At 57.2% G+C, this 24,958-nt stretch carries 22 protein-coding genes and 4 tRNA genes; 4 read left to right on the top strand and 22 right to left on the bottom strand.

The annotated features are described in order from the left end of the window. Window positions 1-99: 99 nt before the first annotated feature. Entirely contained in the window at window positions 100-549 is a 450-nt protein-coding gene (locus F6R97_RS26275; RefSeq protein WP_315867335.1) for a hypothetical protein, read from the bottom strand. 187 nt (window positions 550-736) lie between these two features. Between F6R97_RS26275 and F6R97_RS26270 the strand changes: the two genes are divergently transcribed. Continuing rightward, on the top strand, window positions 737-1,363 hold the full coding sequence (locus F6R97_RS26270) for a recombinase family protein (RefSeq protein ID WP_315867334.1): 627 nt from the start codon (window positions 737-739) through the stop codon (window positions 1,361-1,363). A gap of 432 nt (window positions 1,364-1,795) precedes the next feature. Here the strand turns inward: F6R97_RS26270 and F6R97_RS26265 are convergent, their stop codons facing one another. Next, complete coding sequence (locus tag F6R97_RS26265) at window positions 1,796-2,239, bottom strand: zinc ribbon domain-containing protein (protein ID WP_315867333.1); 444 nt, start codon at window positions 2,237-2,239, stop codon at window positions 1,796-1,798. Between the two features lie 228 nt (window positions 2,240-2,467). Between F6R97_RS26265 and F6R97_RS26260 the strand changes: the two genes are divergently transcribed. Continuing rightward, complete coding sequence (locus F6R97_RS26260) at window positions 2,468-2,737, top strand: helix-turn-helix transcriptional regulator (protein WP_315867332.1); 270 nt, start codon at window positions 2,468-2,470, stop codon at window positions 2,735-2,737. A gap of 145 nt (window positions 2,738-2,882) precedes the next feature. On the opposite strand, the gene F6R97_RS26255 is transcribed toward F6R97_RS26260, so the two are convergent. Then, complete coding sequence (locus F6R97_RS26255) at window positions 2,883-4,424, bottom strand: AAA family ATPase (protein ID WP_315867331.1); 1,542 nt, start codon at window positions 4,422-4,424, stop codon at window positions 2,883-2,885. A 510-nt stretch (window positions 4,425-4,934) separates the two neighbouring features. On the opposite strand from F6R97_RS26255, the gene F6R97_RS26245 reads away from it, so the two are divergent. Further along, complete coding sequence (locus F6R97_RS26245) at window positions 4,935-5,150, top strand: hypothetical protein (protein WP_315867330.1); 216 nt, start codon at window positions 4,935-4,937, stop codon at window positions 5,148-5,150. A 48-nt stretch (window positions 5,151-5,198) separates the two neighbouring features. Here the strand turns inward: F6R97_RS26245 and F6R97_RS26240 are convergent, their stop codons facing one another. The 3 genes from F6R97_RS26240 to F6R97_RS26230 all read right to left on the bottom strand — a co-directional run bounded on the left by F6R97_RS26240 (window position 5,199) and on the right by F6R97_RS26230 (window position 6,630). After that, window positions 5,199-5,606 (bottom strand): hypothetical protein, encoded by a 408-nt coding sequence (locus tag F6R97_RS26240; RefSeq protein WP_315867329.1) that lies wholly within the window; start codon window positions 5,604-5,606, stop codon window positions 5,199-5,201. Further along, entirely contained in the window at window positions 5,603-6,271 is a 669-nt protein-coding gene (locus F6R97_RS26235) for a hypothetical protein (RefSeq protein WP_315867328.1), read from the bottom strand. Before F6R97_RS26235 ends, F6R97_RS26240 begins: the two co-directional genes overlap by 4 nt. Window positions 6,272-6,553: 282 nt before the next feature. Further along, a tRNA-Val gene (locus F6R97_RS26230) sits at window positions 6,554-6,630 on the bottom strand. 183 nt (window positions 6,631-6,813) lie between these two features. Between F6R97_RS26230 and F6R97_RS26225 the strand changes: the two genes are divergently transcribed. Beyond that, on the top strand, window positions 6,814-8,097 hold the full coding sequence (locus F6R97_RS26225) for an NAD(P)/FAD-dependent oxidoreductase (protein WP_050681731.1): 1,284 nt from the start codon (window positions 6,814-6,816) through the stop codon (window positions 8,095-8,097). A gap of 84 nt (window positions 8,098-8,181) precedes the next feature. On the opposite strand, the gene F6R97_RS26220 is transcribed toward F6R97_RS26225, so the two are convergent. The 16 genes from F6R97_RS26220 to F6R97_RS26145 form a co-directional block, all read right to left on the bottom strand. Further along, window positions 8,182-10,605 carry a TonB-dependent receptor gene (locus F6R97_RS26220; protein WP_315867327.1) on the bottom strand — a complete coding sequence of 808 codons (2,424 nt, stop codon included), beginning with the start codon at window positions 10,603-10,605 and terminating at the stop codon, window positions 8,182-8,184. Window positions 10,606-10,672: 67 nt separating this feature from the next. Further along, window positions 10,673-11,617: a FecR domain-containing protein gene (locus tag F6R97_RS26215; RefSeq protein WP_048395130.1), complete on the bottom strand. Its 945-nt coding sequence runs from the start codon at window positions 11,615-11,617 to the stop codon at window positions 10,673-10,675. Beyond that, the gene (locus tag F6R97_RS26210; protein WP_123720984.1) at window positions 11,614-12,123 is read right to left on the bottom strand and encodes a sigma-70 family RNA polymerase sigma factor; all 510 of its coding nucleotides are present in this window, start codon (window positions 12,121-12,123) and stop codon (window positions 11,614-11,616) included. The genes F6R97_RS26215 and F6R97_RS26210 overlap by 4 nt, the downstream gene beginning before the upstream one ends. Window positions 12,124-12,382: 259 nt before the next feature. Beyond that, window positions 12,383-12,459: transfer RNA gene (locus tag F6R97_RS26205), tRNA-Asp, on the bottom strand. 93 nt (window positions 12,460-12,552) lie between these two features. Beyond that, window positions 12,553-12,629: transfer RNA gene (locus F6R97_RS26200), tRNA-Asp, on the bottom strand. 55 nt (window positions 12,630-12,684) lie between these two features. Then, window positions 12,685-12,760 (bottom strand) — tRNA-Val (locus F6R97_RS26195). 257 nt (window positions 12,761-13,017) lie between these two features. Then, on the bottom strand, window positions 13,018-13,794 hold the full coding sequence (locus tag F6R97_RS26190) for an SDR family oxidoreductase (protein WP_038980086.1): 777 nt from the start codon (window positions 13,792-13,794) through the stop codon (window positions 13,018-13,020). Further along, on the bottom strand, window positions 13,791-15,002 hold the full coding sequence (locus F6R97_RS26185; protein ID WP_048395135.1) for an O-succinylhomoserine sulfhydrylase: 1,212 nt from the start codon (window positions 15,000-15,002) through the stop codon (window positions 13,791-13,793). The genes F6R97_RS26190 and F6R97_RS26185 overlap by 4 nt, the downstream gene beginning before the upstream one ends. A gap of 79 nt (window positions 15,003-15,081) precedes the next feature. Beyond that, window positions 15,082-16,587: an amidophosphoribosyltransferase gene (gene purF, locus F6R97_RS26180; protein ID WP_007905939.1), complete on the bottom strand. Its 1,506-nt coding sequence runs from the start codon at window positions 16,585-16,587 to the stop codon at window positions 15,082-15,084. Window positions 16,588-16,628: 41 nt separating this feature from the next. Then, window positions 16,629-17,189 (bottom strand): CvpA family protein, encoded by a 561-nt coding sequence (locus F6R97_RS26175; protein ID WP_038980084.1) that lies wholly within the window; start codon window positions 17,187-17,189, stop codon window positions 16,629-16,631. 98 nt (window positions 17,190-17,287) lie between these two features. After that, window positions 17,288-17,950, bottom strand: a complete 663-nt coding sequence (locus F6R97_RS26170; RefSeq protein ID WP_038980083.1) for an SPOR domain-containing protein — start codon at window positions 17,948-17,950, stop codon at window positions 17,288-17,290. Next, window positions 17,934-19,241: a bifunctional tetrahydrofolate synthase/dihydrofolate synthase gene (gene folC / locus F6R97_RS26165; protein ID WP_315867326.1), complete on the bottom strand. Its 1,308-nt coding sequence runs from the start codon at window positions 19,239-19,241 to the stop codon at window positions 17,934-17,936. The genes F6R97_RS26170 and folC overlap by 17 nt, the downstream gene beginning before the upstream one ends. Continuing rightward, entirely contained in the window at window positions 19,238-20,158 is a 921-nt protein-coding gene (accD, locus tag F6R97_RS26160) for an acetyl-CoA carboxylase, carboxyltransferase subunit beta (protein ID WP_038980081.1), read from the bottom strand. The genes folC and accD overlap by 4 nt, the downstream gene beginning before the upstream one ends. Window positions 20,159-20,337: 179 nt before the next feature. After that, window positions 20,338-20,970 (bottom strand): phosphoribosylanthranilate isomerase, encoded by a 633-nt coding sequence (locus F6R97_RS26155; protein ID WP_315867325.1) that lies wholly within the window; start codon window positions 20,968-20,970, stop codon window positions 20,338-20,340. Window positions 20,971-21,033: 63 nt separating this feature from the next. Then, a complete protein-coding gene (truA, locus tag F6R97_RS26150; RefSeq protein ID WP_038980079.1) occupies window positions 21,034-21,858 on the bottom strand; it encodes a tRNA pseudouridine(38-40) synthase TruA in 825 nt (274 codons plus the stop codon). Window positions 21,859-22,201: 343 nt separating this feature from the next. After that, the gene (locus tag F6R97_RS26145; protein ID WP_315867324.1) at window positions 22,202-24,892 is read right to left on the bottom strand and encodes a FimV/HubP family polar landmark protein; all 2,691 of its coding nucleotides are present in this window, start codon (window positions 24,890-24,892) and stop codon (window positions 22,202-22,204) included. Between the last annotated feature and the right edge of the window lie 66 nt (window positions 24,893-24,958).

Below are 24,958 nucleotides of genomic sequence, written 5' to 3'. Positions count from 1 at the left end.
CTCTCCCCTCTTCATTCAATAGATATTCCCAGTGTACCGCCGTTATCCACCAGCGAGATGCCACTACACCGGGTTCCAATGTCGTCACAGGGTGTTGGGTTAAACCTTGTTAGGGCGAAACCCTCGATACACCCAGCGAAGTATTAAGCCAGCTCCGTACACCGCTAGACAGCAGCCCGACCAAATCGCAAATAAAAGCACAACCTGCTTAGCCTGTTTCCACGGTAAGTTCGCCAACTCATTTTTGTAGTCATCCTCAGCGTGTCGAATGGCAGACTTCACCTCATCCACCGTGCGAAGGTGGTCTGTTCGTGCTGAATAAAGTATTCCTGGAACGGCATCATTGTTGGGGTGTTGTAAATCTTTGATCTTGGCCTGATAGCTCACCATCAATTGATCATGGTAGTCCTGAACATCATCTGCCCTACTGATCCTGTCCACGCCGAACGCGATGGCAGCGACTGCCAGAATCCCGCTACCCAGCACCCACAACCGTTGCCAACCATTCATCCTGTTTCCCTTGTCCGTGTAGTTGAAACCCTTATCCATGATTGCACACGGTTGACCTGGAGCGCACAAACCGCTGTGTCATTAGGGGTGTACATCAGGCACCACAGCATAGCTGTACATAAAGTATCCAAAACAACCCCTAAAAGAGGGTGAATACATTTGTTGACACACCCTGCGTGACACAGCAAAATATGATACATCCTAAATGATACACAGAGGCTACAACATGTTTATCCGTGCATACCTTCGGGCATCTTGCTCTGAGCAAGATGCCAGCCGCGCCAAGCAAGCCCTTGTAGCATTCGCTGCTGACAACGGTCATAAGATCGCAGCCTTCTACATCGAGAACGAATCCGGCACAAAGCTGGAACGACCTGAGTTGTTCCGACTGTTGGAAGACAGTCATGAAGGCGACGTGCTGCTGATTGAACAAGTTGACAGACTGTCCCGGTTGTCTCCTGATGATTGGGCAACACTGAAAGCCAAGATCGCAGCGAAGAAAGTAACAGTGGTATCCCTCGACCTGTCCACCAGTCACGCAGTGTTGCAACCAACCAAAGGTATGGACGAATTCACCAAGGGAATGATTTCAGCGGTCAATGGGATGTTGCTCGACATGCTGGCAGTGGTTGCCCGTAAGGACTATGACGACCGTCGTCGGCGTCAGGCTGAAGGGATCGAGAAGGCGAAGCAGGAAGGTGCATACAAAGGTCGTCAGGTGGATACAGAACTTCGCAAACGCATCACAACACTGCTGAATGATGGTAAGAGCATTCGTACAGTTGCTGGAATACTGGAATGCAGCACGACCACAGTCCAAAAGGTAAAGGCTTCTCTCAATCCAGAGTTATAAGCAAAGCTCACAGGAACAACGACAAAGCCGAGTGAGGTCATGATATTCCCACTCGGTTAAACCTTCCCACACGCGCCCCCACGCAGTCTCAGACCACTCCCAGTCCATCACCCTACGGATTTCATTTTTACAGCCGACCACCGGTTTTTTCCAGAAGTCCGGGGCGTTGAACATAGTCGATCAATCTCCAGCATCCACCACCGGATTCGGTCAGGTCAACATTCTGACTCGACTTGAAAACCCGATTCCGAAAATACAGATTTTAGAAATTGAGGGGAAAAGTGCCTGTACGTGAAATGTATTGAGTATTGACACACACCGCTTCTCACATTTCACGTAGGAACGCGTAGCAGTACCTGGTGGTTGAATAGCGGGCCGGATTCCCACTCACACGGCTTCATGAGATCAGTGCCCATGCCGATCAGAGGCTGATCACTTACCTAATAACGAGAAAAGGATAATACCCACGAAAATTGTAAGCAGACTGCCGCGAGCTACCCACAACTTAATCGTCTCCCTGTCCATAGGCTCTACTATCGGACGGACATCACCACCATTTCCATTGCTGATGCTTGCCACTTCTGAGCCGCAGTGTTTGCACTTCACAGCCGCACATTTAATAGTCTCAGCACAAATCGGACAGGCTCGACCATCGTTGGAGCTATCGACGACTTCCTTCTGGCGCTTTCCGGCAATAGCCATAATTACACCAACCAGCAGCATCAACCCGCCGATAAGAATGAAACTCTGTCGTTCGGCCATCAAACCAATATTGTTGACCCGCCCTGCTCCCGACGATACCGAGACATCCATAGCCAACGCACAAATTAAGCAAGCCACTCCCAACACAAGCACGAAAAATCCAAAATTTCGCATATAAATTCCTTATTAAACACTAGTAGACCTCAGCGTTAAATCTCTCACCAGTCAGAGTGATAATAGCTCTGATTGATAAAGCGTCTTGTTGCCGCTTCGCCCCCCCCCAGCCTGACTCATCTTCAATCGGTGCGTAATTTGCGCTGTCTGACCTGCACACATTATCCCAAATTCAGATATCTGAAAACCAGATATAGCGTGCAAGGCTAACTACGCAGCCACTCAGCCATGCCAAAAACGATCTATAGACCCGAACACGCAGTGCTTTTGTCACTGCTAAAGAAGTACAGAAAAACGACTGGCTTGACTCAAGTCCAGTGCTCACAGGCTCTAGGCCGCCCTCAGTCATTCATGAGTGACGTTGAAAGCGGAACGCGCCGCTTGGACATCGTACAGCTTCGCGATCTGTGCAAAGTCCTGGGAATTGGCCTGCCAGAACTAATCTTAGAGTTTGAAAAGGCACTGAATAACAGTGTTTTAAGCGGGCTTACAAGCTAGCTGGAAACTGGCAGGGAGACGGATGTTTCTAGTCTCGTTGCCCATGCAAGCCCCAGTTATCAGGTCAGAGGTCGGGGGAGTGAATTTTGGAGTGAGCTCTCCGCATGCGCAAAGCAACGTCATGTGCAAGCCCACCAAATACGCCCTAACCAAGCTTCGATATAATTGCCCTTCGCAAGGCATTAAATTCCTGCGGAAAATTCTGGCAAACCACACCGCAAAGCAAGCTTAGACACCTATCTTTATCAAGACCGACATGCTGAGCGATTTCAAAAAACTCATTGTGCTTTCCAGCTTGAAGCGCGTATTCAAGTACTTCTGGGCACTGATCAACATCAACCCCTAGCGCAGCAGCGACGGCTTCAGGAGCCTCTTTACTCTTCTGTACTAGCCAAGCTTCTGGCCATGTATCTCCAGGAAGATAGAAAACCTTCTCGTTAAACCACTCTTTAAAAGCCTCACCCGGCCTTTCTGACATCCTTGTCGCTAGATTCAAATTATCAGCTTTTAATGCCTTTTGATCACCATCAAAAACCGCCAAGGTCATCTTCTCCTCACCCCGAACATATAACGCGGCAAGCTGCTTTGATATTGCAGACGCCGAGCCTATTATTCTTATCGTTACTCTTGAACGTATAGAAGCACTTAACGAAGTTTCAATAATGGTTCGCGCAACCTGATCCTCCACAAAAATATCCAACTCTTTTTGATCCAGAGCACCAAGCTTGGAAAATGCAAATTCGGAAGATATCCCTGCGGTAACCTTTGTTTTTCCACCGATTGTCTCTATGAAAAATCTTGCATCATCTGGCAGACACTGAAATATATCCTTTGAGTGCGTAGTGCATATGACCTGAGTATGCGTCTGCATGCATACCTCCTTCAATTTCTCAATGAAAAGTCTTTGAGCCTTTGAGTGGAGCCCCAACTCTATCTCATCCAATACCAATAAAGAATTTTGCCCACAAGAGTATATTGTTGAGAAAATGTCGAATAGAGCATTTTCACCTGCACCCATATTAAATCCAGAATACGTAACCCCGCCAACACTCACGATAGGCAAACTATATTTCGTATGTTCCAAATGTCGATAGTCGTCATATTTTTTACCGAGTATGTAACCTACTACCTCTCTTACCTTATCCTCCCACCCCTTAATTTTTACATCTTTAAAGGAACGAGAATATGAACGTGACTGACTCCGCTCTGCATGAGGAACTATTCTTTCTATGCCTAAAAACACTACTGTTTTTTTAACTCTCACATCGTAATCATTCCATTTACCCCCATGTTTTTTTATTCGATTTTGATAACCAACACCCGCAGGAAGAGTTCTCCAGTTATCGTGAGCTATCCCATAAGAAATAACGACACCTTGCGGAGGTATCTCTTCGGTATGCTGAATGAAAAAATCAGAGAATGTATAATAACTAATCTTACGCCTTGGAAGTTTAAAAGCCTTTGTATCATTGTGATAAGCGCAACATGCCAGAGCCAGAAGGGTAGACTTCCCCGAGCCATTGACTCCCGCAAATGCAGTGATAGGGTATTCTAAATCAACATTAAATGGCGTTAGCCCCCGCATCCCCCCTGAGACAAGCCGAACATGCCGCAATAACCCTTTCGAATTATCGTTCGAAAACCACTGCCGCAGACTTTTATCCAGTTGACTTTCTCGATATTTCATTGACTAAGCGCCCTGACAGATAGCGTTCTTATCCTGTTTTGCTTACCCTAGCACCTCTTGCAGAGGCCATCTAGAAGATGCTCAGGAGCAACCGGAGCGTTTCGTCAATATTTTCAATCTCACGGAAAATTATCATTTCCAGCCCACTGCTGATCGCCTCAACTCCAAAGGATTGCGTTCGCCTCGGGGTAGCGAGTTCACACCAACGGCAGTACGTAGTCTCATGCTGGCTTTCAACGTCTCGTTCTGAGGCTGCAAGAGCTTCAGAGCCGACCAACTTATTTTGAAAAAGCACAGCTTTCTGATTGAGCCACTCGTGCAATGCTAAGTACTTGGGCCACGCCGACCGTTTTCAGAATGTAGGGAGCGCCTTCCAAACTCGGGGCCATTATTTTTGGCGGGATTTTGGGAAATCACACCAGAAGTGCTATCGCGATTTTCGCCGGGACTGGGAAATCAAGCTTGAACCGAGCTACGATCTTCACTCAACTCAATCAAGGATGACGCCCGATGAACGACAGCAATGAAACGCTAGCCGATGCATTGGAACTGCTTCTGTTCAACCAACAGGCTATCGTCGCCGGACTTGAGGAAGTGGCGTTGTGGATCGAGGCACGCGGCTCCGTGGATACCCACGACAACATCACCACCGCACTGGGAACATTAGATTTGAACGCAGACGCCATAACCACAGCTATAGAGAAGCTCCGTCAAAATCATCAGTAACCCATAGCGAGCCAGAAGGGATCGGCACGGATCGCGATCCACCTCAAATCAGAAATGCTCGCACCAACCGAGAAATGCCTCGTCGTTTTGCAGGAAGATGAAAGCCTTTCGGTCGCTCTCGTCGTACTCGTTGATTGTTAGTGCATAAATACTTGAACCGACCCCCGCCCCCTGATCCTTCCGCATGGTCGCTACGGCCTTGTAGCTATTCTCAGTCGATCCATAGTCAATGACTTGCGGATCGGTGACGTAAGAGTTTTTCAGGGCGCCCGCCATCAATCCAGTCCGCCTTTCTACGGTGAACTGTTTGCCGATGTAGATTCGGTTTATCGGCTTTTCTTTAGCGGCGACGGTGCTTTCGATCGTGCAACGGTAGTCTTCCGCCGCCCATGCATTTGTAGTCGCTGCCAGAGTCAGAAGCGCAATCGCGTTTGCCCCAGCCCTCATACCGATCATTGCTTCTGCATATCCTCTATCAGCATCTCCGTGATGATGACCTGCTCAATCCAGCCCACAGTCAGCTTGATCAGGAGCTTCAAGTCTCTTACGTCCTTTTCAATCCACGTCCTGACGTAGTGCGTCTCATCGTTCCCCAGCCAAACAGCTCTTTTTGCACACTGCTTGATATTTTCGTTATCGACATACACGTCGACAACCTGCCCCAGCGGCCGCTTCTTCACATCATCTTCTTTGTCTGGAAATTTAGTGACGCAATAATCTTTGACAAGATACTCAAGCGCCTTCCGATACCCAACACCTGCGACCTCTTCCAAACCGAAAGCCTCAGCTTTGCTCGCCTGTGTGAATATTTCTACAAATTGGGGGGATACCTTCGCAACCTCATCTGGGACAGAAGGGGCTACCGGATTAGCAGGGAAGGTCACTCGAAGGGTGTAATAGTCGGCAAAGCTTACCGAGGATATCTGCAACTTTTTAAATACAGCCACGAACAGCCTTGAGCAATCGTGCTTGGGACACCTGTACGCTGCATCGATCCCCCTACCACTATCGACAAAAATTGAAGCCACAAATATTGCGCTAATCGCATGGTGGCAGTAAGGGCACTCATCGGGATGACGATTAACACTATGTATACCCGCATCCACCTTCAGTATTTGCATGCTCACACCCTCCATGTCGCCATCACTGAAATTGAGTGCCCGCCAATCTTGTGGCAGCACGAGTGGTCGAAGCTTACCGACCACACCAACCTGAAGCCATCCCGATTAACCCCAGATACAGGGGAAGAATTGCACCCAAGAAAAGGACTTTAGCGGCGTTCACATTGCCCAGTGTGAACGAACCCGATATTTTGTGAACGTTCTGCATGAAATCCAAGACAACAAAAAAGGGCCCACCTTTCGGTGAGCCCTTCTAGACCGCCCAGCAGAGCGGATTTTGTTTGGTAGGCGCGATTGGACTCGAACCAACGACCCCCACCATGTCAAGGTGGTGCTCTAACCAACTGAGCTACGTGCCTGCTGTGAGGCGGCATTCTACGGAATTCCGGAGGGGTGTCAACACCTTTTTTTCACCTAACCCTATGAATATGCAAAATATTTAATTTTGCTGCGGCAAAGAAGATTTTCCGCTGGCTGGCGGTCGTTTTTTAACTCGGGTAGGATCGATGCACTCGTAAAATATATTAAACAGAGGCTGCAGGATGGCGAACACTCCCTACCCAGAGTCCTATTACGCCGCATCGGCTAATACAGCGCCGCCGCGCCCGGCCTTGCAGGATGATGTAGAGACTGATGTCTGTGTCATCGGTGCTGGTTATACCGGCCTGTCCTCTGCCCTGTTTCTGCTGGAGAACGGTTTTCGGGTAACGGTCCTGGAAGCGGCCAAAGTGGGTTTTGGCGCATCGGGGCGCAACGGTGGCCAGATCGTTAACAGCTACAGCCGTGATATCGATGTGATCGAGCGCAGTGTCGGCCCCAAGCAAGCTCAGCTGCTGGGGCAAATGGCGTTTGAGGGTGGACGGATCATTCGTGAGCGGGTGGCCAAATACAACATCCAGTGCGACTTGAAGGACGGCGGTGTATTCGCCGCCATTACCGCCAAGCAGATGGGCCATCTGGAATCCCAGAAGCGCCTGTGGGAACGCTTCGGTCACACGCAACTTGAGCTATTGGATCAGCGACGCATCCGTGAAGTGGTGGCTTGCGATCAATACGTCGGCGGCATGCTCGATATGAGCGGCGGGCATATTCATCCGCTCAACCTTGTCTTGGGCGAGGCAGCCGCCGTGGAGTCGCTGGGCGGCACTATTTACGAGCAGTCGCCAGCGGTGCGCATCGAGCGCGGCGCCAATCCGGTGGTGCATACGCCTCAGGGAAAGGTCAGGGCCAAATTCATTATCGTCGCCGGCAACGCTTACATCGGCAATCTGGTGCCGGAGTTGGCGGCGAAGTCGATGCCCTGCGGGACTCAAGTGATCGCCACCGAACCCTTGGGCGATGAATTGGCCAAGCGCCTGTTGCCTCAGGACTACTGCGTCGAAGACTGTAACTACCTGCTCGACTACTACCGCCTGAGCGCTGACAAACGCCTGATTTTCGGCGGCGGTGTGGTCTATGGCGCCCGAGATCCGGCGAACATCGAGGCGATCATTCGACCGAAGATGCTCAAGGCCTTCCCACAGCTCAAAGACGTGAAAATCGATTACGCCTGGACCGGCAATTTTCTGCTGACGCTATCGCGCCTTCCCCAAGTCGGACGACTGGGCGACAACATCTACTATTCCCAGGGTTGCAGCGGCCATGGCGTAACGTATACGCACTTGGCGGGCAAGGTACTGGCCGAAGCATTGCGCGGTCAGGCCGAGCGCTTCGACGCCTTTGCCGACCTGCCCCACTACCCGTTCCCCGGCGGACAATTGCTGCGTACACCGTTCGCTGCATTGGGCGCCTGGTATTACGGATTGCGGGACAAGTTCGGATACTGACCGAGAGAGGTGAAAAGGTGCCAGCGAAGGCGTCATCAAGCGCGCCTTCGCCGGCAAGCCTGGCTCCTACGCAAAGCGGTTCACTCAGAAGTCGACTGTTGCCGAAAGCAAGTAGGTGCGCGGGGTCGACAACGTCAAGCCAGGCTCGCTGTCATCCGAGGCCCCAGCCGAACTCCAATAGCGTTTGTCCGCCACGTTCTCGACATTGGCACGCAGGGTGATGTTCTTTTCGTCGACCTTGAATGCGTAGCGTGCACCCACATCGAAACGCTCCCAGGAGTCGATTTCCTTGTTGTTGGACTGGTCCAAATACTGCGAGCTGGAGTAGAGGCCGCGACTGGTCAGGGTCAGGCCCTGTACGGTCGGCACGTCCCACTCGGCGCCCAGGTTGACGTTGTATTTCGGCGTGGCCGGTGCCCGGTTGCCGTCATAGGTGCCATTGGTGGTGTTGCTCAACTCACTGTCGATGTACATGACACCGCCGAGCAGGCGGAAACCATCGAGCGGTTCACCGAACACACTCAGCTCCACGCCCGTATTCTCGCGCTTGCCGTTCGGGCCGAAAACCCGCGTCGTGGCGTTGGTCTCATAGGCCGGCTGCTTGATCCGGAACACCGCGGCAGTCACGGCGAACGCACCCGCGTCATACTTGGCGCCGACCTCGACCTGCCGGCTGATGAATGGCGGGAATATCTCGTCCTCGTTCACAGAGGTCGACGGCGCGATCTTGCCCTGGCTCAGGCCTTCCATGTAGTTGGCATACAGCGACAGCTTATCGGTTGCCTTAAACAGGATGCCGCCCGACGGCGAAACCTTTTCCTCATCGTAGGCCGTGGCGCCTTTGACATCATCCGTCCAGTCGTCAACCTTCACGCGCTGCCAGCGGGCGCCGAGGGTCAGCAACAGCCGGTCATCGAAGAAGCCCAGAGTATCGGACAACGCCACGCCGCTGAAGCGGTTCTCGGTGTAGACCTTCGAATCGAGTCGAGTGGGTCTTACAGGTGTTGGTGTTTCCACGGGATCGTAGAGGTTGCTGCGGGCCGCCGCATAACGGGCGCCGCCATTTTCGAAGTCCATGTAGAAATAGCTGGCGGCCAGATTGACCTCATGGCTTACCGGGCCGGTATGAAACCAGTTGCGCACCCCCGCCGTTGCCGTCCGGACATTTTCGTCACGGGTGAAGTCACGCGGCTGAACGCTGAAATCGCCAGCATCATTGGTGACCGCAACGGCATGCCGGAGGAAGTCATGATTGCTTTTACGCGCGCCCACGCCGCCGTACAGCATGACCGAATCGCTGACATCGAATTCGCCGTTCACCGCTCCGAAAGTGTCGTTGGTGCTCGCCTTGCTCCAGGGTTGCGCATAGTTGTCGCGCACATCGTTCGCATTCGGCACCTTGGCATTGGCGCCGACCTGCACGCGCTCCTGCGGGGCATCGGTATCACGCTCGGTGCGCCCGATGTCCGTCGAGAGTCGCAGGCGCTCACCGCGAAAATCCAGGCCCAGCACAGCCATCTCGCGGTCGACACTCTGGTGATCCCATTCTGTGTCGCCGGACTGCTTCACGCCGTTAAAACGAATACCGAACTTGTTGTCTTCACCAAAGCGCCGACCGACATCCACCGCACCGCCGACCTGACTGTCGGAAGCGTAGCTACCGGTAAACGAAGTGATGGGCTTGTCGGTCGCGCGCTTGGGCACCACGTTGATCCCGCCACCCACACTGCCCCGCGGCGAGATGCCGTTGATGAGCTGGCTCGGGCCTTTGATGATGTCGACGCGGTCGGCCATCTCCATGTCGATCGTATAGGTCGGCAGGACGCCGTAGAGACCGTTGTAGGCGACATCACTGTTGAACAGGCTGAGCCCGCGAATGGTGAACTGCTCATAACGCCCACCCGCCGGATTGGTGGCGCGAACCGAGGGATCACTGGCGATCAAGTCGCCCAAGGTACGAGCCTGCAGGTTTTTGACCGCCTCGCCGGTGTAGGTGGTCATGCTGAACGGCGTTTCCATGAAGTCTTTCGAGCCTAGCAAGCCTTGCGAACCGCGGCGCGCGACTTGGCCGCCGGCATATACCTCGCCGTCCGCCCCGCCCGTGGCACCGAGAATCGAGGTGGGGGCCAGTTGCAGGCTGCTGCCTTCTGGCGCCGGAGTCAGGATGTAGGCCTGCTCGCCCACCGGTTGCAGTTGCAGACCGGAACCCTGCAACAGCCGGGCAAAGCCCTCCTCGACCGCGAACTCGCCGGAAAGACCAGAACTGGTGCGACTGCCCACCAGCGCCGGGTCGACCGAGAGATTGACGCCAGACAGACCGGCGAAGCGGGTCAGCGCATCGCTCAGGCTGCCGGCAGGCACCTGATAATTGCGCCGGGCACTGTCTTCGGCCCAACTGGCAGTGATGAATAACGGACTGGCACTCAGGCCCAGCATCAGGCTCAAGCGCAACAACGGACGCAGGCGGGAAGAAGCCGGGCGCGGACAGCAAGGTATTACTGCGGGCATTGATAGTGTTCTCTTGATTCGTTCACATGCCTTGAATGACAAGCGAGTCGAAAAAAGGGGACAGGCTTCACACACTATTTTTGCGCGGCAGCAACGTCACCCAGTAACGGGTACGTGAATGCACCTCCAGCGGCAGGCTGGCCGCGAGCAACGCGAGGACGCGATCGGTGTCGTCCAGACGGAAACTGCCGGTGACACGCAACGCTTCAAGCTCCGGCTCCCAACGCAGCACACCCGGTCGATAAGTGCTGAGTTCGCGCAGGAAATCTCCCAGCGGCTGGTTTTTCGCCATCAGCACGCCCTCTCGCCAACCCGGCGCAAGCACATCGAATGGGCTGATCGGCCCGACACCGGTTGCTTGAAGACTGACTTGTTGACCACTGCGCAAAGCCAACGCCGCCCCCTGCAAGGGCTGCAATTGCACGGTACCGTTGTACACCGACACGCGGCAACCGCGCACCTCCTGACGAACACAGACTTCGCTTTGGCTGACGATGATTTGTCCAAACATCGTTTGGATCGTCAGCGGTGATGTGATTGGCACCTTCAGCGACAGTTCGCCTTCAATTAGCCTCAAGCGACGGCTCTGCAAATCCACATCGACGGCACTGGCCGTGTTGAGTTGCAAGGAACTGCCATCAGCGAGCTGCACCTGTTTGCGCTCCCCGGTGGCCGTATGCAGATCGGCTCGCCAGACATCCAGGGGCAACTGTCGGCTGATCAGCCAAGCCGCCGGCACCAACGCCACCGCACCCAATGCACGCTTGAGCACCACACGACGACCCGGCTCGGGGCGATCCAGACTTTTGAGCGCCAACGCTGAAGGCAGATCGGCAAACCGCTGACGCAAGGCTTGAGCCTTCTGCCAAGCCTGCTCGTGACTGACGCAACTGTCGCGCCAACGCTGCAGATTCGAACGATCCTGCTCATTGGCACTTCCAGATTCCAGCAAGGCGAGCCACTGCGCGGCAGCTCGCACGGCCTGACGAGCATCGGGCGCTGAACTGCTCACAGCTCCACCAACAGACAATGCTCATAGGCTTGCGCCATGTAGCGTTTGATCGTGCGCTCCGATACCCGCAGGCGCTCGGCGATTTGCTGATAGTTCAAGCCTTCCAGCTGACTCCAGAGAAACGCCTTACGCACTGCCGCCGGCAATCCATCGAGCAGTTCATCCAGGGCTTGCAGGGTTTCGAGCAACAACCAGCGCTGCTCGGGCGACGGCACACAGTCTTCCGGCAACGCCGCCAGCGCCGTCAAATATGCCTGCTCGAGGCTTCGTCGTTTATAGAAATTACTCAGCAGGCGTTTGCCCACGGTCAGCAGATAGGCACGGGGCTCTTGCAGATCAGCAATTCGTTGAGAGCTGGCGAGTAAACGCAGGAACGTATCCTGACTGAGGTCCGCCGCATCACAGCCATTGCCCATGCGTCTTCTCAACCAGCCTTCAAGCCAGCCACGGTGATCGCGGTACAAGTCGTGGAAGGTTTGCTCCTTCGGCATCGCCACATCACTCATATCAAGAAGCCCTGCGCCAAGGAGTTATCGTAAATGAGAGTGATTCTAATTAATGTCAGAGCTGTGAACCAAGTCCTTTATGCAATTGGGGCGCAGAAAGGTTGGGCGGGAAGGACATGAGAGAGGAAAAGCCAAATCGCAGACACAAAAAACCCCGGTCTTTCGACCAGGGTCTTTGCTATCGACTCGAAACAGACACTGGCTTTACCAGCAGCTTGCTTCGTAGCTCCAAGGCGTTCAGTGGGCCTTGAGGCAGATATGGCGCAGCGGACGGGACTCGAACCCGCGACCCCCGGCGTGACAGGCCGGTATTCTAACCGACTGAACTACCGCTGCGTATCGCTTTGGACTTTCGCCCAAGTAACTCGTCTGACTGGAAAGCTTCGAGGCTTTTCAATCTCGAGGCAGGTAAACCTGACTCGGAAAATATGGCGCAGCGGACGGGACTCGAACCCGCGACCCCCGGCGTGACAGGCCGGTATTCTAACCGACTGAACTACCGCTGCGCGTCGGTGGAGGCTTTTAAAAGCTTCCATCTTGCTTTCGCAAGACTCTCGGAAGTGGTGGGTGATGACGGGATCGAACCGCCGACATTCTGCTTGTAAGGCAGACGCTCTCCCAGCTGAGCTAATCACCCGTTTGCATCTCCGAGGCCGCGAAATTTACGCAGATACCGAAGCTAAGTCAATACCCCGCTTGAAGTTTTTCTGAAAAAGACAAAATTGTGTCTTAACAGTCAAACCGCTTTCGCGAGCAAGCCCGCTCCCACACTGGATCTGCGGCGGACCACAGGTTTGTGATCGACATAAATTCAGTGTGGGAGCGGGCTTGCTCGCGAAGACAGCGGCACATTCACATCAATGCTGGCTACATCCATCGCAGCCACGCTTGGATTTACTCGCTGTAAATCATCTTCTTGGTCATGCCACCATCGACCACGAACTCCTGGCCCGTAACGAACCCGGCATTCTTCGACAGCAACCACGCCACCATCGCCGCCACGTCCTCGACCGTCCCTACCCTGCCCGCCGGATGCTGCGCATGATCAGCGTCGGTCAGCGGTTCGGCACGCCGCACCGCAGGGTCTCGCGTGTCGATCCAGCCTGGACTGACTGCGTTAACGCGAATCTCCGGCCCTAAGCTGATAGCCAAGGCGTGAGTCAGGGCCAACAGACCGCCCTTGCTCGCCGCATAAGCCTCTGTGTCGGGTTCTGACTGGCCGGCACGGGTCGAGGCCAGATTGACGATGGCGCCGCTGTGAGCACGCAAGTACGGCGCACAGTGCTTGGCCAACAGCATCGGCCCGCTGAGGTTCACCGCCAGCACCCGGTTCCAGTAGGCCAGATCGAGGCTTTCCAGGGTGATGTTGTGCGGGTCGGCCACTGCTGCATTGCACACCAGCGCATCCAAACGACCGAACTGTCCCAGCACCTCAGCCACGCCCAGTGCCACCTGTGCTTCATTCGCGACATCCATGGCGATGAACCAGGCGTTTTCGCCAAGCACCTTCGCCACTTTCGAACCGCGCTCACGATCCAGATCAGTCAGCACCACCTGCCAGCCTTCGCTGATCAGCCAGGCCGCGATCCCCAGACCGATGCCGCGCGCAGCACCGGTGACCAGCGCGACGCGGCCATGGGTGCCCGTGGTCGGCGTCGACAACTCGATCACAAGGCAGCCAACCCGCGCGCCAGATCGGCCTGCAGATCTGCCACGTCTTCCAGACCGACCGCAACGCGGATCAGACTGTCACGAATCCCCGCCGCTTCACGCTCTTGCGGCGCGAGACGGCCGTGAGAGGTGGTGCTCGGGTGCGTGATGGTAGTTTTGCTGTCGCCCAGGTTGGCAGTGATGGAGATCAGGCGAGTCGCATCGATAAAGCGCCAGGCGCCCTCTTTGCCGCCCTTGACCTCGAAACTCACGACCGCACCGAAACCCTTCTGCTGACGCTGGGCCAGTTCGTGCTGCGGATGGCTCTTGAGGCCAGCGTAATGGACCTTTTCGATGCCGTCCTGCTGCTCCAGCCATTCGGCCAGTTGCTGGGCATTGGCGCAGTGCGCCTTCATGCGCAGGCTCAGCGTTTCCAGACCCTTGAGGAAGATCCAGGCGTTGAACGGGCTCAGGGTCGGCCCGGCGGTACGCAGAAAACCGACGACTTCTTTCATTTGCTCGCTACGACCGGCCACAACGCCGCCCATGCAGCGGCCCTGGCCGTCGATGAACTTAGTCGCCGAGTGCACAACGATGTCCGCGCCCAACTTCAGCGGCTGCTGCAACGCAGGCGTGCAGAAGCAGTTGTCGACCACCAACATCGTGCCCTTGGCGTGAGCAATTTCCGACAGCGCCTTGATGTCTACCAGCTCAGCCAGCGGGTTGGACGGCGATTCGACGAACAGCAACTTGGTGTTGGCCTTGATCGCCGCATCCCAGCCGGACAAGTCCGCCAGGGGCACGTAATCGACTTCGATGCCGAAGCGCTTGAAGTACTTTTCGAACAGACTGATGGTCGAGCCGAACACGCTGCGCGAGACCAGAACATGGTCGCCGGCGCTGCACAGGCTCATGACCACTGCCATGATCGCAGCCATGCCAGTGGCAGTAGCCACGGCTTGCTCGGCGCTTTCCAGCGCGGCAATACGCTCTTCGAACGCGCGCACTGTCGGGTTGGTGTAGCGCGAGTAGACGTTGCCCGGTACTTCGCCAGCAAAGCGCGCGGCCGCGTCGGCGGCGGTACGGAATACGTAGCTGGAAGTGAAGAACATCGGATCACCGTGTTCGCCTTCCGGCGTGCGGTGCTGACCGGCGCGTACGGCCAGGGTATCGAACGCTACGCCTTCGAGGTCGCTGTCCAGCCGACCGGCATCCCAATCCTGACTCATGCTGTCACTCCTTGCCCTGCTCTTGATATAGAGAATTAATCAGTAGATACAAAACCGGCCCCTCAGGGCCGGTAGTTACTCAGTTGTTATACAGATCAATGATCGCACTGACTGCCTGGGTCTTGACCTTGGAGGCATCGTTGCGTGCCTGCTCGATCTTGTTCAGGTAAGCCTCGTCGACGTCGCCGGTGACGTACTGGCCGTCGAACACCGCGCAATCGAACTTCTCGATCTTGATCTTGCCGCCACCGACCGCTTCGATCAAGTCAGGCAGGTCCTGATAGATCAACCAGTCGGCGCCAATCAGGTCGGCAACGTCCTGGGTCGAACGGTTGTGGGCGATCAGCTCGTGAGCGCTCGGCATGTCGATGCCGTAGACGTTCGGGTAACGCACGGCCGGTGCCGCGGAGCAGAAGTAGACGTTTTTGGCGCCGGCTTCGCGAGCCATCTGGATGATCTGCTTGCAGGTGGTGCCGCGAACGATGGAGTCGTCTACCAGCATCACGTTCTTGCCGCGGAATTCCAACTCGATGGCGTTGAGCTTCTGGCGTACGGATTTTTTCCGTGCAGCCTGCCCCGGCATGATGAAGGTCCGGCCGATGTAGCGGTTCTTCACGAAGCCTTCGCGAAACTTGACGCCCAAGTGGTTCGCCAGCTCCAGGGCCGCGGTGCGGCTGGTGTCCGGAATCGGGATGACCACGTCGATGTCGTGATCCGGACGCTCACGCAGGATCTTCTCGGCAAGCTTCTCGCCCATGCGCAGGCGGGCCTTGTAGACCGAGACGCCGTCGATGATCGAGTCCGGACGCGCCAGGTAGACGTGTTCGAAAATGCACGGAGTCAGCGACGGGTTGGTCGCGCACTGACGGGTGTGCAGCTTGCCGTCTTCAGTGATGTAGACCGCTTCGCCCGGTGCCAGGTCGCGAATCAGGGTGAAACCGAGTACGTCCAGCGAAACGCTTTCGGAGGCGATCATGTACTCAACGCCTTCGTCAGTATGACGCTGACCGAAGACGATCGGACGGATGCCGTGCGGATCGCGGAAACCGACGATGCCGTAGCCGGTCACCATCGCCACGACCGCGTAACCACCGACGCAACGGTTGTGCACGTCGGTGACGGCAGCGAACACGTCTTCTTCGGTCGGCTGCAACTTGCCGCGCTGGGCCAGCTCGTGTGCGAACACGTTGAGCAGCACTTCCGAATCGGAGTTGGTGTTGACGTGGCGCAGGTCAGATTCGTAAATCTCCTTGGCCAGCTGTTCAACGTTGGTCAGGTTACCGTTGTGCGCCAGAGTGATGCCATACGGCGAGTTGACGTAAAACGGTTGGGCTTCGGCCGAAGTCGAGCTGCCCGCGGTCGGGTAACGCACATGACCAATGCCCATGTGGCCGACCAGGCGCTGCATGTGACGTTGATGGAACACGTCACGCACCAGCCCATTGTCCTTGCGCAGGAATAACCGGCCATCATGGCTGGTCACGATACCGGCAGCGTCCTGGCCGCGGTGCTGGAGGACGGTTAGCGCGTCATACAGCGCCTGATTGACGTTCGACTTACCGACGATACCGACGATGCCACACATGCGACGCAACCCCTACTTAATGGATCTGAACTGAACACAACTCACTGAGGCGTTTTGGCCGTCGGCAAGAGGTGCTCCTTGAACGGTATATCAGCGGGTACGCTGATTCCGCTGGCAAGCCACTGACTACTCCAACCCAGGATCAGGTTTTTGGACCAGTCTGCAACCAATAGAAATTTTGGCACGAGCTGTGATTCTTTCCACCACCCGTCCTGCTGTACCGGCCCCAGGCTCAACAGCCCGACCGCCACAACCACCAGCAACACGCCACGCGCTGCGCCGAAGGCCATGCCGAGAAATCGATCGGTCCCGGATAGCCCGGTAACGCGAACCAATTCGCCGATAAGATAATTGATCATTGCGCCTACGATTAAAGTGGCGACAAACATGATGGCACAGCCCGCGATCACGCGAGCCGACGGCGTTTCGATGTATCCGCCGAGGTACTCGGACAATGAGCCACCAAACATCCAGGCAACGCCTCCTGCGATGATCCAGGTCAGCAGCGAGAGTGCTTCTTTGACGAAGCCGCGGCTAAGACTGATCAAAGCGGAGATGGCGACGATTGCAACGATCGCCCAATCAACCCAGGTAAATGGCACAGTGCAGCCTACAGACAGATAAGGCGGCGCATTTTAGCAGAGCCCATGGCTATCGGTAAGCTGAGATTGTCAGTGCTTTTCAAATCGGGGCGATAGTTTTAACCGCGCTCAGGCTGGAAACGCACCACAAAACCTTTGAGATTCTGCTGGCGACTCAACAAGTCACGCAGACGATCGGCTTCAGCGCGCTCGATCAGCGGCCCGACGAATACCCGATTCTTGCCATCGGCGGAGCGGATATAGGCGTTATAGCCTTGGCTGCGCAGGGTTTTCTGCAGGCTTTCAGCGCTTTCTCGACTCGTCAGGCTGGCCAGTTGCACCGACCAGCTAACCGACAGGCCATTGGCATCGACGCGGCTTGGCGTTGTAGCGGGCTTGCTCGGTGCGGCGGCAATTGGCTGGGCAGGTGCCGGCACTGGCTTGGCGACTGGCGCCGGAGGTGGCGTGACCGGTTTGACAACCGGTGGCGCTGGAGCCACAGGAGCACTTGGCGCAATCGGTGTCGACGGCGCTTGCTGCGCGGCAATTTCCTCATCGCTTGGCACAGGTTCCTGCGGCAATGCCTGCGGTTCAGGCACTATCACTGGCTCGACCTGCACTTGCGGCACAGCCGGCGCTTGCGGTGCAGCCGGTGTGTCGACTCTCACCTGGCGCTGTTCGTCCTGACGGGAAAACAGCATTGGCAGGAAAATCACCGCCAGCGCTACCAGCACCAGGGCACCAACCATGCGCTGCTTGTACGCCTTATCCAGCAAAGCCATTTGCCGCTTCCTCCGTGGAGTGCCGGGCCAGCCATTCAAGGGCCTCGGCGACACAATAAAATGATCCGAACAACAGAATTTCGTCGTCGCTCGTCGCCTGCGCGCACTGCCCTTCCAGGGCGGCGGCCACGCTGTCATAAGACGTTACCGAGGCGCCAAGGTTCTGCAACGCCGCGTGCAACTGCTCAACAGGCCGCGCCCGCGGCGAATCCAGCGGGGCAACAGCCCAATGCTGGACACTAGCATTCAATTCACCGACAACACCATCCAGATCCTTGTCCGCCAACAACCCGAACACCGCCAGACGCTTGCCTGCCGGTGGCCGACTGGCCAGGCGACGGGCCAGGTATTCTGCCGCATGGGGGTTGTGCCCCACGTCCAGCAACACATTCAGACACTTGCCCTGCCAGTCGAACTGACGGCGATCGAGACGACCGACCACGCGTGTCGCTTTCAGGGCTTCAATAATCTGTGCATCTACCCAAGGCAAACCAAGCAGCAGGTAAGCCTGCAATGCCAGTGCGGCGTTTTCCATCGGCAGATCGAGCAATGGCAGATCGTGCAACTCGACTGCACGCCCTTGAGCATCAAGGCCGCGCCATTGCCAGTTGTGATCGGTGATACCCAGGTCGAAATCGCGCCCACGCAGGAAAAACGGGCAATTGAGCTCGCGCGCTTTATCCAGCAGAGGTTGAGGGGGATTCAGATCGCCACAGAGCGCAGGCGCGCCCTGGCGGAAAATGCCGGCTTTTTCGTAAGCCACGGACTCACGGGTATCACCCAGGTAGTCCGCATGATCGACGCCGATGCTGGTGACCAGCGCCAGATCCGCATCGACCACGTTGACCGTGTCCAGACGCCCGCCCAGCCCCACTTCCAGCACCACCGCATCAAGCCCTGCCTGTTGAAACAGCCAGAACGCCGCCAAGGTGCCCATTTCGAAGTACGTCAGGGAAGTGTCGCCACGACCGGCCTCGACCGCAGCGAAGGCTTCGCACAGCTCGGCGTCAGTAGCTTCGACACCATTGACCTGCACCCGCTCGTTGTAACGCAGCAGGTGCGGAGAATTGTAGACACCGACGTTAAGGCCCTGCGCCCGCAGCAACGAAGCCACGAACGCGCAGGTAGAACCCTTGCCGTTGGTGCCGGTGACCGTAATCACCCGAGGCGCCGGCTTGCCCAGTCCCATGCGGGACGCTACCTGTTGCGAACGCTCCAGCCCCATGTCGATGGCCGAAGGATGCAACTGTTCAAGGTAGGCGAGCCACTCGCCAAGGGTGCGTTGGGTCATAGGTTGGCAGGCACCGGCGGAACCACGATCGGCTCGATCGGCGCGGCGACGAATTTTGGCGTCGGCAGGCCCATCATTTGTGCCAGCAGGTTACCCAGACGCGGACGCAGTTCCTGACGGTGAATGATCATGTCGATCGCGCCGTGCTCCAGCAGGAACTCACTGCGCTGGAAGCCTTCCGGCAGTTTTTCGCGAACGGTTTGTTCGATAACGCGCGGGCCGGCGAAACCGATCAGGGCTTTCGGCTCACCGACGATCACGTCGCCGAGCATTGCCAGACTGGCGGAAACACCGCCGTAGACCGGGTCGGTCAGTACCGAGATGAACGGAATGCCTTCTTCACGCAGACGCGCCAGCACCGCGGAGGTCTTGGCCATTTGCATCAAGGAGATCAGCGCTTCCTGCATCCGCGCACCACCGGAAGCGGCGAAGCAGATCATCGGGCAACGGTTTTCCAGGGCGTAGTTGGCGGCGCGCACGAAGCGCTCACCAACGATGGCGCCCATCGAGCCACCCATGAAGGAGAATTCGAAAGCCGACACCACGACAGGCATGCCCAGCAAGGTGCCGCTCATGGAGATCAGTGCATCTTTTTCGCCGGTCTGCTTTTGCGCAGCGGTCAGGCGATCCTTGTACTTCTTGCCGTCGCGGAATTTCAGACGGTCAACCGGCTCCAGGTCCGCGCCCAGTTCGGCACGGCCGTCAGCGTCGAGGAAGATGTCGATGCGCGCGCGCGCACCGATACGCATGTGGTGGTTGCACTTGGGGCAAACGTCCAGGGTCTTTTCCAGCTCCGGACGATACAGCACCGCCTCGCAAGACGGGCATTTGTGCCACAGACCTTCAGGCACCGAGCTCTTCTTGACCTCGGAACGCATGATCGAAGGGATCAGTTTGTCTACTAACCAGTTGCTCATGCTTTCTTTCTCCAGTACCGGCGGCCCGAACGCTCTGGTTCGCAGCCCCGCGTATGCCCTTGAGCTAAATTCATATGTGTGGCGATGATTGATCGGGTGGCCGGGTCAGCGAGACGTGACCTGCGTACAACCCCAAATATCCTCAGCCATGCCTGTGGACGGCGGCAGTGTGCCAGCCGTCACATCAACGTAGGAGTTCCTACAACCGCTTTGATGAATGCCCGAATCTTTGCGTGATCCTTGATGCCCTTGCTCGCCTCTACTCCACCGCTGACGTCCACCGCATAAGGCCGAACCCGGGCAATCGCCTCGGCGACGTTGTCCGGTGTCAAACCGCCAGCCAGGATGATCGGCTTGCTCAGGCCTTGCGGTATCAGAGACCAGTCGAACGCTTCACCGGTTCCGCCGGGAACGCCTTCGACGTAAGTGTCGAGCAGGATCCCGCTGGCACTGGCGTAGGCATCGCAAGCTACTGCGATGTCATCACCGGCCTTGACCCGCAACGCTTTGATGTATGGCCGGTGCCAGCCTTCACAGTCGGCCGCGGTCTCATCACCATGGAACTGCAACAGGTCCAGCGGCACGGCGTCGAGGATTTCCCCCAACTCGCAGCGGCTGGCATTGACGAACAAACCCACGGTGGTCACGAACGGCGGCAAGGCCTTGATGATCGCCCTCGCCTGCTGGAACGTTACGGCCCGCGGGCTTTTGGCGTAGAACACAAATCCGAGAGCATCGGCCCCGGCCTCGACCGCCGCCAACGCATCCTCTATGCGGGTAATCCCACAAATTTTGCTGCGAACGGCTGACATGTCGATAGAACCTCAGGACAAATCCGGGAAAGTCCCGGATGGTAACAAAAGCGTTCGAGGGCGTCAGCCGTCAAGTTCCGAGAAACCGGTGAGGAAGTGTGGGCCGATGTAACGCTCGGGCAATTCGAACTCATCGCGATACTCGACCTGCACCAGATACAGGCCAAATGGATGGGCCGTCACCCCGCCGGAACGACGTACACGGCTTTCCAGGACTTCCTTCATCCACTCCATGGGACGCTCGCCGGCACCAATGGTCATCAGCACGCCTGCGATGTTGCGCACCATGTGGTGCAGGAACGCGCTGGCGCGGATATCCAGCACGATCATTTTGCCATGGCGCGTGACGCGCAGGTGATGCAGCTCCTTGATCGGCGACTTGGCCTGACACTGACCGGCGCGGAATGCGCTGAAGTCGTGGGTACCCACCAGATACTGAGCAGCCTCGGACATGCGCTCGACGTCCAGCGGACGGTGGTTCCAGGTGATTTCATCGTTCAGGTGCGCCGGGCGGATCTGATCGTTGTAGATCACGTAACGATAACGACGGGCGATGGCCTTGAACCGCGCATGAAAATCCGCCGGCATGACTTTGGCCCAACTGACGCTGACGTCATGCGGCAAATTGATGTTGGCACCCATGACCCAGGCCTTCATCGAACGTTCGACCTGGGTATCAAAATGCACCACCTGCCCGCAAGCATGCACACCGGCGTCGGTGCGCCCGGCGCAATGCAGCGACACGGGTGAGTCGGCAACTTTGGACAAGGCCTTTTCGAGGGTTTCCTGCACCGTGGCCACGCCGGAGGCCTGACGCTGCCAGCCGCGATAACGCGAGCCTTTGTATTCCACGCCCAGCGCGATCCGGAAAAAGCCGTCGGCCGCCATTTCGGCGGCCGGATTATCTATATTTGCCAAGGGGGTGCCAGCCTGCTGATCTACGCAAAGGCAGGCATTATAAGGCCGCCGGACCGGGATGCCAGAGCCGCGTGTTTTCTGCGACCTACCCGACCGGTGCAATGCCGGTTTGGATGTTGAACGGGATGGCCTCATCGCGGGCAAGCCTCGCTCCCACAGGTTTTGCGTCGTACACAAGATATACAGCCAGCAAACATCCCTGTGGGAGCGAGGCTTGCCCGCGAAGACGATCCAACAGGCGCCATCGCATCACCGCCCAAACAAAAACGGCAGCCTCAATGGGCTGCCGTTTTGTTTACGCCTTACCGATGACTCACGCCAGACGCGACAGCATTTCCTTGGCTTCGCTCTTCTGACCGGGATCGCCCTCGGTCACCACCTCATTGAGGATGTCCCGAGCGCCGTCGTTGTCGCCCATGTCGATGTAGGCCTGGGCCAGGTCGAGTTTGGTGGCGACTTCGTCGGTGCCGGAGAGGAAATCGAAGTCCGGCTCATCAGCCGCGGAGGCCAAAGCGTCTTCGGCGGTGAAGCTCGGCTCACCGAGACTCTGGGACAGACGATCCAGCTCCGCATTGACGTCGTTGAGTTCACTTTCAAAGGCGTCAGGCTGATCGCTTTCGAAGGCATCAGGCTGATCCGGGGCGGCAGCGTCCATTTCATCGGCCAATGACAGGTCGAAATCCGCAGGCAACTCCAGGTCGTCGAGCGTCGGCTCGGTCACGGGTGGCGCTTCGGCGGCAGGCAAGTCCTTGAGGTCTTCATCCAGACTCAGCAGGAAGTCGTCTTCGGCCAACGTTGCCGGCGAGGCATTGCCACCCAGATCCATGTCCAGGTCGAAGTCCGACAGATCGTCGAGGTTTTCCTTGATTTCAGTCTGTTGCTGCAACACCGACTCAAAGCTCAGATCGTCGTCCAGCGGGAATTCGTCCAGCTCAGCCAGAGCTTCTGGCGCTGGTGTTGGCTCCGGCTCCGGTGCTGGCTCTGGCACCGCCGCAACGGCAGGCGAGATTGGAGTAGCCACCTCCAGATCGTCCAGGCTCAGATCGAATGCGCTGTCAAAGTCGGACAATGCCGGTTCCGGGGCTTGCGGTTCGTCCAGCAGCAAGTCCTTGACGTACTGCGCGTCCAGCTCGGCGGCGATCGCAGCGGCAGCCAGACCGCTGGCCGCCACAACAGCCATGGCCGGGAAGCGACTTTTCAACTCTTCGACCCGAGCGAAGTTATCGCCGTTGGCTACCAGTTGACGCTCTTGGGCGACGAACGCATCGCGGTCACCCTGCTGACCGTAGACCTCCATCAGCTTCAAGCGCAGGTCACTGCGTTGCGGCTCTTGCTTGATAGCGTCTTCCAGCAATGCAGCAGCCTGATTCAGACGACCGCCCGCAATGTGCGACTGCGCCTGAGCCAGTACGTCGTCGGAACGCTCGGAACGCTCGGCGGCAGGCGATACCAGTGGCGCAGCGATCGGCGGCGTTACCACAACCGGGGCAATCACCGGGGCCGGAGCGGGTGCAGGCGTTGGTGCGGTCGCAAGTTTCACGCTCGGCGGCGGAACTTCCAGGCCTTCGAAGCTGCTTTCCGGCAGGTCCTGGTCGACGGAGAACTCTTGTTCCTCCTCCAAGGCACGGGCCATGCGCAGATGCTTCTCGGCCTCTTGCTGGGCTTTGCGGCGACGGGCCAGCAACAGCAGCAAGAGCAGCAGAACCACCGCACCGCCACCCACCAGCCCCAGCAGGATCGGGTTGGTCAGCAGCTCGTTGAATTTCTGATCATCGGATGTCGCAGGCGTTGGCTCGGTGGCTGGTGCCGGAGCGGCCTCTGGTGCGGCGGCTTCTGGTGCAGCAGCCTCTGGCGCAGGAGCCGGAGCCGCGTCCGCAGGCGTTGCCGCAGGGGTGGCCGCCAGCTCAGCAGACATCGCCGGAGCGCCCGAAGCTGGTGCATCCGCGCCGGCTTCGGCCTGCAACTTGGCCAATTGATTGTTCTTCAGTTCGATCAGGCGTTGCAGCTTGTCCAGCTGACTTTGCAGATCGTTCATGCGGCTTTTTTGTTCAGCGTTGTCACGACGAGCCGCGTCGAGGCTTTCCTCGGTGACAGCCAGTTTGTCGCTCAAGGCTTTCGCATCACCGGCGGCACCTTTGCCACCCTTGCCGGTGTCGGCAGAGACCAGGCTCAGTTTGTCTGTTGCGGCTTGCGACGAAGCACCTTCACCGCGAGCGCGTTTGGTGGCGTCGAGTTGCTGCTGACCGGTTCCCGGTTTCGCCACGTAGCGACGGCCCTGACGCCACGCGGTGTTCTGCGCGGCGACCTCAGCGATGGCCTTGGGTTGTGGCAGGTTAGTGCTCTGCACCTGATCAGGCAGGCGCAGCACCTGACCGGTTTTCAGTCGGTTGATGTTGCCGTCGATGAACGCATCCGGGTTCAGCGCCTGGATGGCCAGCATGGTCTGCTGGATCGAACCGCCATTGCGCACCTTCGCGGCGATTTCCCACAGGGTATCGCGCGGAGTGGTGGTGTGTTGCGACGGCTTGGCGGCGCTAGTGACCGGCGCGGTCACTGTTTCGGATGGCGCCGGTTGTGCGGCGGCATCGGCGGTCTGCGGCGAGAATTTGGACGGATCGAGCAGCACGCTGTAATCGCGTAGCAGACGACCGTTGGGCCACATCACCTGAACCAGGAATTTCACCATCGGTTCGGAGAGCGGTTTGCTGGACGTGACGCGCAGGATGCTTTTGCCGCTGGCGTTGAGCACCGGGGTGAAGGTCAGGTCATTGAGAAACGCCTGACGATCGACACCGGCCTTGGCGAAATCTTCGGGCGAGGCCAGGCTCGGCACCACTTCGGCAGCCGTGAGGTCCTTGACGTCGAGCAACTCGATTTCTGCTACCAGAGGCTGGTTCAGCGTCGATTTCAGGGTCAATTCCCCGAGCCCGAGGGCATGCGCCATACCGGAGGACAGCGCCGAGGCGGCCGCTATTGCTAACACCAGTTTGCGAACTTGAACCATAACCTCTTCCTTTGTTTGAACATTCCTCGGCCAGCGAGAAGGTGTTGATTGCCGCTGCCGTAAGGC

Source organism: Pseudomonas sp. JV414, from assembly GCF_032424305.1.
Lineage (GTDB): Bacteria > Pseudomonadota > Gammaproteobacteria > Pseudomonadales > Pseudomonadaceae > Aquipseudomonas > Aquipseudomonas lini.
Note: the sequence above shows the minus strand (reverse complement) of the source record. Positions and strands in the feature narration are given on the sequence as shown.

Coding starts and splice junctions, on each gene's coding strand:
- F6R97_RS26235 (WP_315867328.1), bottom strand. CDS start 6,271: ATGCAAATACTGAAGGTGGATGCGGGTATACATAGTGTTAATCGTCAT.
- F6R97_RS26185 (WP_048395135.1), bottom strand. CDS start 15,002: ATGAGTCAGGATTGGGATGCCGGTCGGCTGGACAGCGACCTCGAAGGC.
- F6R97_RS26170 (WP_038980083.1), bottom strand. CDS start 17,950: ATGGCTTTGCTGGATAAGGCGTACAAGCAGCGCATGGTTGGTGCCCTG.
- F6R97_RS26245 (WP_315867330.1), top strand. CDS start 4,935: ATGAACGACAGCAATGAAACGCTAGCCGATGCATTGGAACTGCTTCTG.
- F6R97_RS26225 (WP_050681731.1), top strand. CDS start 6,814: ATGGCGAACACTCCCTACCCAGAGTCCTATTACGCCGCATCGGCTAAT.
- F6R97_RS26145 (WP_315867324.1), bottom strand. CDS start 24,892: ATGGTTCAAGTTCGCAAACTGGTGTTAGCAATAGCGGCCGCCTCGGCG.
- purF (WP_007905939.1), bottom strand. CDS start 16,587: ATGTGTGGCATCGTCGGTATCGTCGGTAAGTCGAACGTCAATCAGGCG.
- F6R97_RS26255 (WP_315867331.1), bottom strand. CDS start 4,424: ATGAAATATCGAGAAAGTCAACTGGATAAAAGTCTGCGGCAGTGGTTT.
- accD (WP_038980081.1), bottom strand. CDS start 20,158: ATGAGCAACTGGTTAGTAGACAAACTGATCCCTTCGATCATGCGTTCC.
- folC (WP_315867326.1), bottom strand. CDS start 19,241: ATGACCCAACGCACCCTTGGCGAGTGGCTCGCCTACCTTGAACAGTTG.
- F6R97_RS26220 (WP_315867327.1), bottom strand. CDS start 10,605: ATGCCCGCAGTAATACCTTGCTGTCCGCGCCCGGCTTCTTCCCGCCTG.
- truA (WP_038980079.1), bottom strand. CDS start 21,858: ATGGCGGCCGACGGCTTTTTCCGGATCGCGCTGGGCGTGGAATACAAA.
- F6R97_RS26155 (WP_315867325.1), bottom strand. CDS start 20,970: ATGTCAGCCGTTCGCAGCAAAATTTGTGGGATTACCCGCATAGAGGAT.
- F6R97_RS26275 (WP_315867335.1), bottom strand. CDS start 549: ATGGATAAGGGTTTCAACTACACGGACAAGGGAAACAGGATGAATGGT.
- F6R97_RS26260 (WP_315867332.1), top strand. CDS start 2,468: ATGCCAAAAACGATCTATAGACCCGAACACGCAGTGCTTTTGTCACTG.
- F6R97_RS26265 (WP_315867333.1), bottom strand. CDS start 2,239: ATGCGAAATTTTGGATTTTTCGTGCTTGTGTTGGGAGTGGCTTGCTTA.
- F6R97_RS26210 (WP_123720984.1), bottom strand. CDS start 12,123: ATGAGTGATGTGGCGATGCCGAAGGAGCAAACCTTCCACGACTTGTAC.
- F6R97_RS26240 (WP_315867329.1), bottom strand. CDS start 5,606: ATGATCGGTATGAGGGCTGGGGCAAACGCGATTGCGCTTCTGACTCTG.
- F6R97_RS26270 (WP_315867334.1), top strand. CDS start 737: ATGTTTATCCGTGCATACCTTCGGGCATCTTGCTCTGAGCAAGATGCC.